The organism is Pseudomonas sp. Sample_9, from assembly GCF_004307535.1.
Lineage (GTDB): Bacteria > Pseudomonadota > Gammaproteobacteria > Pseudomonadales > Pseudomonadaceae > Aquipseudomonas > Aquipseudomonas mercuritolerans.
The window spans coordinates 1-6,823 of the sequence record NZ_RAZO01000066.1; the positions used below are offsets into that span (position 1 = coordinate 1).

Consider the following 6,823-nt stretch of genomic DNA (forward strand, 5'->3'; position numbering starts at 1 on the left):
GGGGCGAATTATAGACCTCTGGAATCTGCCGTCAACCGTTAATTTCGCTTTTCTTGCAGATTCTGCTTTTTACCCAGTAAACGCGGGATTCGCTTCATCACCGGCGGCAGACGAAGCAGCAAAAGCACGCCACCTATAAAGGCATAAATGGTCCACTCTTCCAGATCGGCCCGCACAATCCACAGCATATGCAGCAAACCCAGTCCGAGAATCAGGTAAACCAGACGATGCAGCTTCTTCCAGCGAGCTCCCAAACGACGCTGACTATAACGATTGGACGTCACCGCCAGTATCAGCAATCCGAGAAAGCCCAGCGCACCGACAATAATGTAAGGCCGCTTGCGTAGCTCAACGCCCAGCTGCGACCAGTCGAATCCGAGGATAAACGCCATATAGCTGAACAGATGCAGCGTCACATAAGCAAAACACCAAAGCCCTAACTGCCGGCGCACTGCAATCCACCCCGCCCAGCCGCTCAGCTTTTGCAACGGCGTCATGCTCAGCGTAATCAACAGCAACACCAGCGTGCCAAGCCCGAGACGATCAACCAGCACCTTGCCAGGATCAGGCCCGAGCAGATCGGCGAACGCTTGATAGAACCACAGCAATGGCCAGACCGCCGCAGCAATGAAAACGCCCACTCGCCAGAACGGATAACGCATCAGTAGTTCTTCCGCAGATCGAGCCCTGTATATAAAGAAGCGACTTCATCCGAGTAGCCGTTGAACATCTGCGTATCGCGCACATTCGGTTTGAACAGGCTGTTCGGCAAGCGCCGCTCGCGGGCCTGGGTCCAGCGCGGATGATCAACCGTCGGATTCACATTCGCATAGAAGCCATACTCATCGGCAGCAATGCTTTGCCAGGTGGTCTTCGGCTGCTCGCTGACCAGACTGATGCGCACAATGGATTTCACGCTTTTAAAGCCGTACTTCCACGGCACCACCAGACGCAGAGGCGCGCCGTTCTGGTTCGGCAGTTCGCGGCCATACATGCCCACCGCGAGGATCGCCAAAGGATTCATCGCCTCATCGAGACGCAGGCCTTCGACATACGGCCAGTCGATCAAGGCAAAACCGGAACGCTGGCCGGGCATGCTCTTGGGATCCTGCAGGGTTTCGAAGCGGATGTACTTGGCCTTGGAAGTCGGCTCGACCTGTTTGAGCAAGGCCGAGATGGGAAAGCCGATCCAGGGAACGACCATCGACCACGCCTCGACGCAACGCAGACGATAGATACGTTCCTCCAATTGATACGGCTTCATGAAGTCTTCCAGCGCATAACGCCCCGGCTTACCCACCTCCCCGTCAATCACCACGCTCCAGGGTTCGGTTTTCAGGTCGCCAGCGTTCCTCGCCGGATCGCCCTTGCCGGTACCGAACTCATAAAAGTTGTTGTAGTTCGTCGCGTCTTTATAAGGCGTGATCGCCTCATCCTTGACGTTGACCGCCCCCCATTGAGTGGAAGAAAGCTTTTCGGCAAACCAGGCCGGCGCCTTGCCGGATTCGACATCAGAGTAGCGCGAGGCATCAGCAGCGCTGGCCCAGCGCGGCAGGCTGCTCACGGCAATACCGGCAGCAGTGGCGCCGAGCAATTGGCGGCGGGAGAGATAAATGGCTTCAGGCGTGACATCCGACTCATGGCAGTCGGATGCTTTGGGGATCTTGATCAACATGACAACTCCGCAGCTTTGGAGGACAGGTGCACCCATAGACTGCGGAGTATGCGGGAAATTACATCACTCGGCGTTTTTGTGACGACGAAGACGCAACAGATATTGCACCGGACCGGACGCCGCATAGGCGAGGAATACCAGCAGCAGAATGCGCGGCGGATCACTGAACACGACAGCGAATACCAACACCACCGCAAGGATCGCCACGAACGGCACGCGCCCTTTCAGATCCAGCTCCTTGAAGCTGTTGTACTTGATGTTGCTGACCATCAGCATGCCGGCCGCCGCCACCATCAAGGCCACCAGGAACGACATCTTCGAACCCTGAATGCCGTAATCGCTGAACGCCCAGACAATACCGGCCACCACACCTGCCGCCGCCGGGCTGGCCAGACCGATGAAGTAGCGTTTGTCCGCCGTGCCGACCTGGGTGTTGAAACGCGCCAGACGCAATGCCGCACCCGCGACATAAATGAAGGCGACCATCCAGCCGACCTTGCCCATGTCGCCCAATGCCCAACCGAAGGCCAACAACGCCGGCGCAACGCCGAAGGCGACCATGTCCGACAGCGAGTCGTACTCGGCGCCGAAGGCACTTTGCGTATTGGTCATGCGCGCCACGCGACCATCGAGGCCGTCGAGCACCATCGCGACGAAGATCGCGATCGCGGCGAAGGCGAAGTACTTGCTCGCATTCACCGAGTCGCCGGCGCTCAATGCGGCCTGGGCGCTCATCGAGTTGATGATGGAATAAAAGCCTGCGAACAGGTTGGCAGTGGTGAACAGGTTCGGCAGCAGATAGATACCACGATGCCGGACTTTACGACCTTCAGCGTCGTGCCCTTCTTCGATATGTTCATCGATGGGCAGCAGGCTTTCGGCGTCGGAAGCCTTGTTCGGCTCTTCGGGACGTTCGCTCATGGACATTACCTTGCAACGGTTTGGAAAAAATTCGACAGAAGCTTGAGGACGACAGTTCGGCCACAAACGATGCAGCTTTATACCAGAAGCACCGGCCCAAACGAAAAAACGCGGCCGAGGCCGCGTTTTTCGTACAAGGGACGACGACTCAGTTCTTGGCTTTGTCGACGATCTTGTTGGCACCGATCCACGGCATCATGGAGCGCAGTTGCTCGCCGATGATTTCGATACCGTGAGCGGCGTTGTTACGACGCTTGGCGGTCATCGAAGGGTAGCCGGTTGCGCCTTCGCTGATGAACATTTTGGCGTATTCGCCGTCCTGAATACGTTTCAGGGCGTTGCGCATGGCCTGACGGGATTCGGCGTTGATCACTTCCGGGCCAGTCACGTACTCGCCGTATTCGGCGTTGTTGGAGATCGAGTAGTTCATGTTGGCGATACCGCCTTCGTACATGAGGTCAACGATCAGCTTCAGTTCGTGCAGGCACTCGAAGTAGGCCATTTCCGGCGCGTAGCCAGCTTCAACCAGGGTTTCGAAACCGGCTTTTACCAGTTCAACGGTACCGCCGCACAGAACGGCTTGTTCGCCGAACAGGTCGGTTTCGGTCTCGTCCTTGAAGGTGGTTTCGATGATGCCGGTACGACCGCCACCGACGCCAGCGGCGTAGGACAGCGCAACGTTCTTGGCGTTGCCCGAGGCGTCCTGGTAGATCGCGATCAGGTCAGGGATACCGCCGCCTTTGACGAACTCGGAACGCACGGTGTGGCCCGGGGCTTTCGGCGCGATCATGATCACGTCGAGGTCGGCACGCGGAACAACCTGATTGTAGTGAATCGCGAAGCCGTGGGAGAAGGCCAGGGTGGCGCCTTTCTTGATGTTCGGCTCGATTTCGTTCTTGTACAGCGAGGACTGGAACTCGTCCGGGGTCAGGATCATGACCAGGTCGGCAGCGGCAACAGCGGAAGCAACGTCGGTCACTTTCAGGCCGTGAGCTTCGGCTTTGGCAACGGTGGCCGAACCTTTACGCAGACCGACGGTAACGTCGACACCGGAGTCTTTCAGGTTGCACGCTTGAGCGTGGCCCTGGGAGCCGTAACCGATGATGGCAACTTTCTTGCCCTGGATGATCGACAGGTCGCAGTCTTTATCGTAGAAAACTTTCATGAATTTCCCCTTATATCCGGCCGTTCAGGCCATGCGCTAATTTGGTTTAGATGCTGAGTACTTTGTCGCCGCGAGCAATACCGGTCACGCCGCTGCGGACGGTTTCCAGAATCGATGCGGTGCCGATGGACTGAATGAAGCTGTCGAGCTTGTCGCTGGTACCGGTCAACTGAACGGTATACACGCTGGCGCTGACATCCACGATCTGTCCACGGTAGATATCGGTGGTGCGTTTGATCTCGGCGCGCTGGGCGCCAGTGGCCTTGACCTTGACCAGCATCAGTTCACGCTCGATGTGAGCGCTTTCCGACAGGTCCACCAGCTTGACCACTTCGATCAGCTTGTTCAGGTTTTTGGTGATCTGCTCGATCACTTCGTCGTGGCCCACGGTGGTCAGCGTCAGACGCGACAGGGTCGGGTCTTCGGTCGGGGCCACGGTCAGGCTTTCGATGTTGTAGTTGCGCTGCGAGAACAGGCCGACTACGCGAGACAGAGCGCCGGGTTCGTTTTCCAGAAGCAGGGAAATAATGTGCCGCATGATTAAGTACGCTCCGTCTTGCTCAGCCACATATCGCGCATGGAGCCGTCTTTGATCTGCATCGGGTAGACGTGCTCGCTGGTGTCGACCGCAACATCGATGATCACCAGGCGATCCTTCATGGCAAACGCTTCGGCCATCTTCGACTTCAAATCTTTCGATTCGGTGATGCGTACGCCAACGTGGCCGTAGGCTTCAGCCAGCTTGATGAAGTCGGGCAGCGATTCCATGTAGGAGTGCGAGTGACGGCTGCCGTAGCTCATGTCCTGCCACTGGCGAACCATGCCCAGCACACCGTTGTTGAGGATGACGATCTTCACCGGCAAGCCGTATTGCAGGCAGGTCGACAGCTCCTGGATGTTCATCTGGATACTGCCTTCGCCGGTGACGCAGGCAACGTCGTCGTCCGGGAAGCTCAGTTTGATGCCCATCGCGGCTGGCAGACCGAAGCCCATCGTGCCCAGGCCACCGGAGTTGATCCAGCGGTTCGGCTTGTTGAACGTATAGTACTGCGCGGCAAACATCTGGTGCTGACCCACGTCGGAGGTCACAAAGGCGTCGCCCTTGGTCACTTCGCAGAGGGTTTCGATCACGGTCTGCGGCTTGATCTTGCTGCCGTCGCCCTTTTCATAAGGGAACAGGCCGCGATCACCGCGCCATTCATCCACCTGCTTCCACCAGCTGGCTACGGACTCCTTGTTCGGGGTCTCTCCGATTTCCTTGAGAATCGCGACCATTTCGGTCAGGACGCTCTCGACCGGACCCACGATCGGCACGTCGGCCTTGATGGTCTTGGAAATCGACGCCGGGTCGATGTCGATATGGATGATCTTGGCGTTCGGGCAGAATTTCGCCGGGCCGTTGATCACGCGATCGTCGAAGCGTGCGCCCACTGCGAGGATCACGTCGGCATGGTGCATCGCCAGGTTGGCGGTGTAGCTGCCGTGCATACCCAGCATGCCGATGAACTGACGGTCAGTGCCAGGGAATGCGCCCAGACCCATCAACGTGTTGGTCACCGGCAGGTTGAGCATTTTTGCCAGTTCGGTCAGTTGCGCGGAGCCATTGCCGAGAATCACGCCGCCGCCGGAGTACAGCACCGGGCGCTTGGCCGCCAACAACATTTCGGCTGCTTTGCGGATCTGCCCGGAGTGACCGCGAACGGCCGGACTGTAGGAGCGCAGCTTGGCTTTTTTCGGAAAAACGTATTCGAACTTTTCGGCCGGGTTGGTCATGTCTTTCGGGATGTCGACCACGACCGGGCCCGGACGACCGGATTGCGCCAGGTAGAAGGCCTTCTTCATGACTTCCGGGATTTCCGAAGCGTGCTTGATCATGAAGCTGTGCTTCACGATCGGCCGGGAGATACCGATCATGTCGGTTTCCTGGAACGCGTCGGTGCCGACCATGGTGCTTGGCACCTGACCGGAAATGATCACCATCGGAATCGAGTCCATATAGGCGGTGGCGATACCGGTAATGGCGTTTGTGGCGCCTGGACCGGAAGTCACCAATACCACGCCGGCTTTACCGGTGGCACGGGCGTAGCCGTCAGCCATATGGGTCGCCGCTTGTTCGTGACGAACCAGGATGTGGGTCACTTCCGGTTCTTTGAACAGGGCATCGTAAACATGCAGGAGAGCACCACCCGGGTACCCGTAGATATATTTGACGCCTTCGTCACGCAAAAAGCGGACGAGCATCTCACCGCCAGATAAAAGCTCCACGTTGTTCACCTCTAAAACGCCAGAATACCGTCCACAAAAAAGGGGCGGGTCTTAATAGGTTTACTTCTCGGCAGAGCATGAGCGACGGTGGTCGCCGACTACGTCAGCACTGACTGAGCAAGTATTGGGATCGTCCCAAGTGTTGCGGGCCTTTCCCACCCAGCGCGAGGTAACGCGTTGCGGGTGTAACAGGTCGGCGCGGATGTGCGCCTCATGATCTACCGAGTGGGTCTGCTTCTGGCAGTCCCTCTACAGCGGACTTTGGATTCTTCTGTTTCGCCCTCTGCAAGTCAAGTCGTCTGTGTGGTTAATTGTGGGTAAGCACATGAGAACGCAAGAAAAAACCCGAAAAGCGCTACTCTGTTAGCGTCAATTGCGCATTTTTGCCAAGGAATCAGCATGCGAACGCTCCTCCTCACTCTACTGATCGGCCTCAGCCCATGGTGCTCGGCCGCTCAAATCTACAAATGGGTCGATGCCCAAGGTGTCACGCATTTCGATGCACAGCCGCCGCAGGGCCAACCGTCCACGACCCTGCAGACGCCCTCCTCGCCCACTCCGAAAGCGGCGCCGATGCCGGGCGGCGGCGTACTTGGCGATCAGAAAGCCATTGATGCCAAGGTGAAGAAACAGGTCGCCGAGCAGCAGGCGCAGCTCAAGGCTTTTTGCGAGCAGGCACGCACGAACCTGGCGCAACTGCAGAACAATCCGCGCTTGCGTGAGGAGGTCGAGGGGGATGTGCGCAGGCTCGACGATACACAGCGTCAGGAACGCATCGTCGAAGCGAAGAAGCAGAT

General features: G+C 57.8%; 7 protein-coding genes. 1 reads left to right on the plus strand and 6 read right to left on the minus strand.

What is annotated here, in order from left to right:
• Nucleotides 1-38: 38 nt before the first annotated feature.
• From msrQ to D6877_RS03950, 6 genes are all read right to left on the minus strand, one after another.
• The gene (gene msrQ / locus D6877_RS03925) at nucleotides 39-662 is read right to left on the minus strand and encodes a protein-methionine-sulfoxide reductase heme-binding subunit MsrQ (protein WP_024014316.1); all 624 of its coding nucleotides are present in this window, start codon (nucleotides 660-662) and stop codon (nucleotides 39-41) included.
• On the minus strand, nucleotides 662-1,675 hold the full coding sequence (gene msrP, locus D6877_RS03930; protein ID WP_130909918.1) for a protein-methionine-sulfoxide reductase catalytic subunit MsrP: 1,014 nt from the start codon (nucleotides 1,673-1,675) through the stop codon (nucleotides 662-664). The genes msrQ and msrP overlap by 1 nt, the downstream gene beginning before the upstream one ends.
• Before the next feature lie 63 nt (nucleotides 1,676-1,738).
• Nucleotides 1,739-2,596 (minus strand): CDP-diacylglycerol--serine O-phosphatidyltransferase, encoded by an 858-nt coding sequence (gene pssA / locus D6877_RS03935; RefSeq protein ID WP_016773182.1) that lies wholly within the window; start codon nucleotides 2,594-2,596, stop codon nucleotides 1,739-1,741.
• 148 nt (nucleotides 2,597-2,744) lie between these two features.
• The gene (gene ilvC, locus D6877_RS03940) at nucleotides 2,745-3,761 is read right to left on the minus strand and encodes a ketol-acid reductoisomerase (protein WP_003228216.1); all 1,017 of its coding nucleotides are present in this window, start codon (nucleotides 3,759-3,761) and stop codon (nucleotides 2,745-2,747) included.
• A 46-nt stretch (nucleotides 3,762-3,807) separates the two neighbouring features.
• A complete protein-coding gene (ilvN, locus tag D6877_RS03945; RefSeq protein ID WP_003176102.1) occupies nucleotides 3,808-4,299 on the minus strand; it encodes an acetolactate synthase small subunit in 492 nt (163 codons plus the stop codon).
• 2 nt (nucleotides 4,300-4,301) lie between these two features.
• Nucleotides 4,302-6,026: an acetolactate synthase 3 large subunit gene (locus tag D6877_RS03950; RefSeq protein WP_039761986.1), complete on the minus strand. Its 1,725-nt coding sequence runs from the start codon at nucleotides 6,024-6,026 to the stop codon at nucleotides 4,302-4,304.
• Between the two features lie 399 nt (nucleotides 6,027-6,425).
• Here D6877_RS03950 and D6877_RS03955 point away from each other — a divergent pair.
• Nucleotides 6,426-6,823, plus strand: a 398-nt coding sequence (locus tag D6877_RS03955; protein ID WP_130909929.1) for a DUF4124 domain-containing protein, incomplete at its 3' end; no start/stop codon positions are given.

Bases quoted from the DNA above. Each gene is read 5' to 3' on its own strand.
- ilvC (WP_003228216.1), bottom strand. From the start codon at position 3,761: ATGAAAGTTTTCTACGATAAAGACTGCGACCTGTCGATCATCCAGGGC.
- pssA (WP_016773182.1), bottom strand. From the start codon at position 2,596: ATGAGCGAACGTCCCGAAGAGCCGAACAAGGCTTCCGACGCCGAAAGC.
- ilvN (WP_003176102.1), bottom strand. From the start codon at position 4,299: ATGCGGCACATTATTTCCCTGCTTCTGGAAAACGAACCCGGCGCTCTG.
- msrP (WP_130909918.1), bottom strand. From the start codon at position 1,675: ATGTTGATCAAGATCCCCAAAGCATCCGACTGCCATGAGTCGGATGTC.
- msrQ (WP_024014316.1), bottom strand. From the start codon at position 662: ATGCGTTATCCGTTCTGGCGAGTGGGCGTTTTCATTGCTGCGGCGGTC.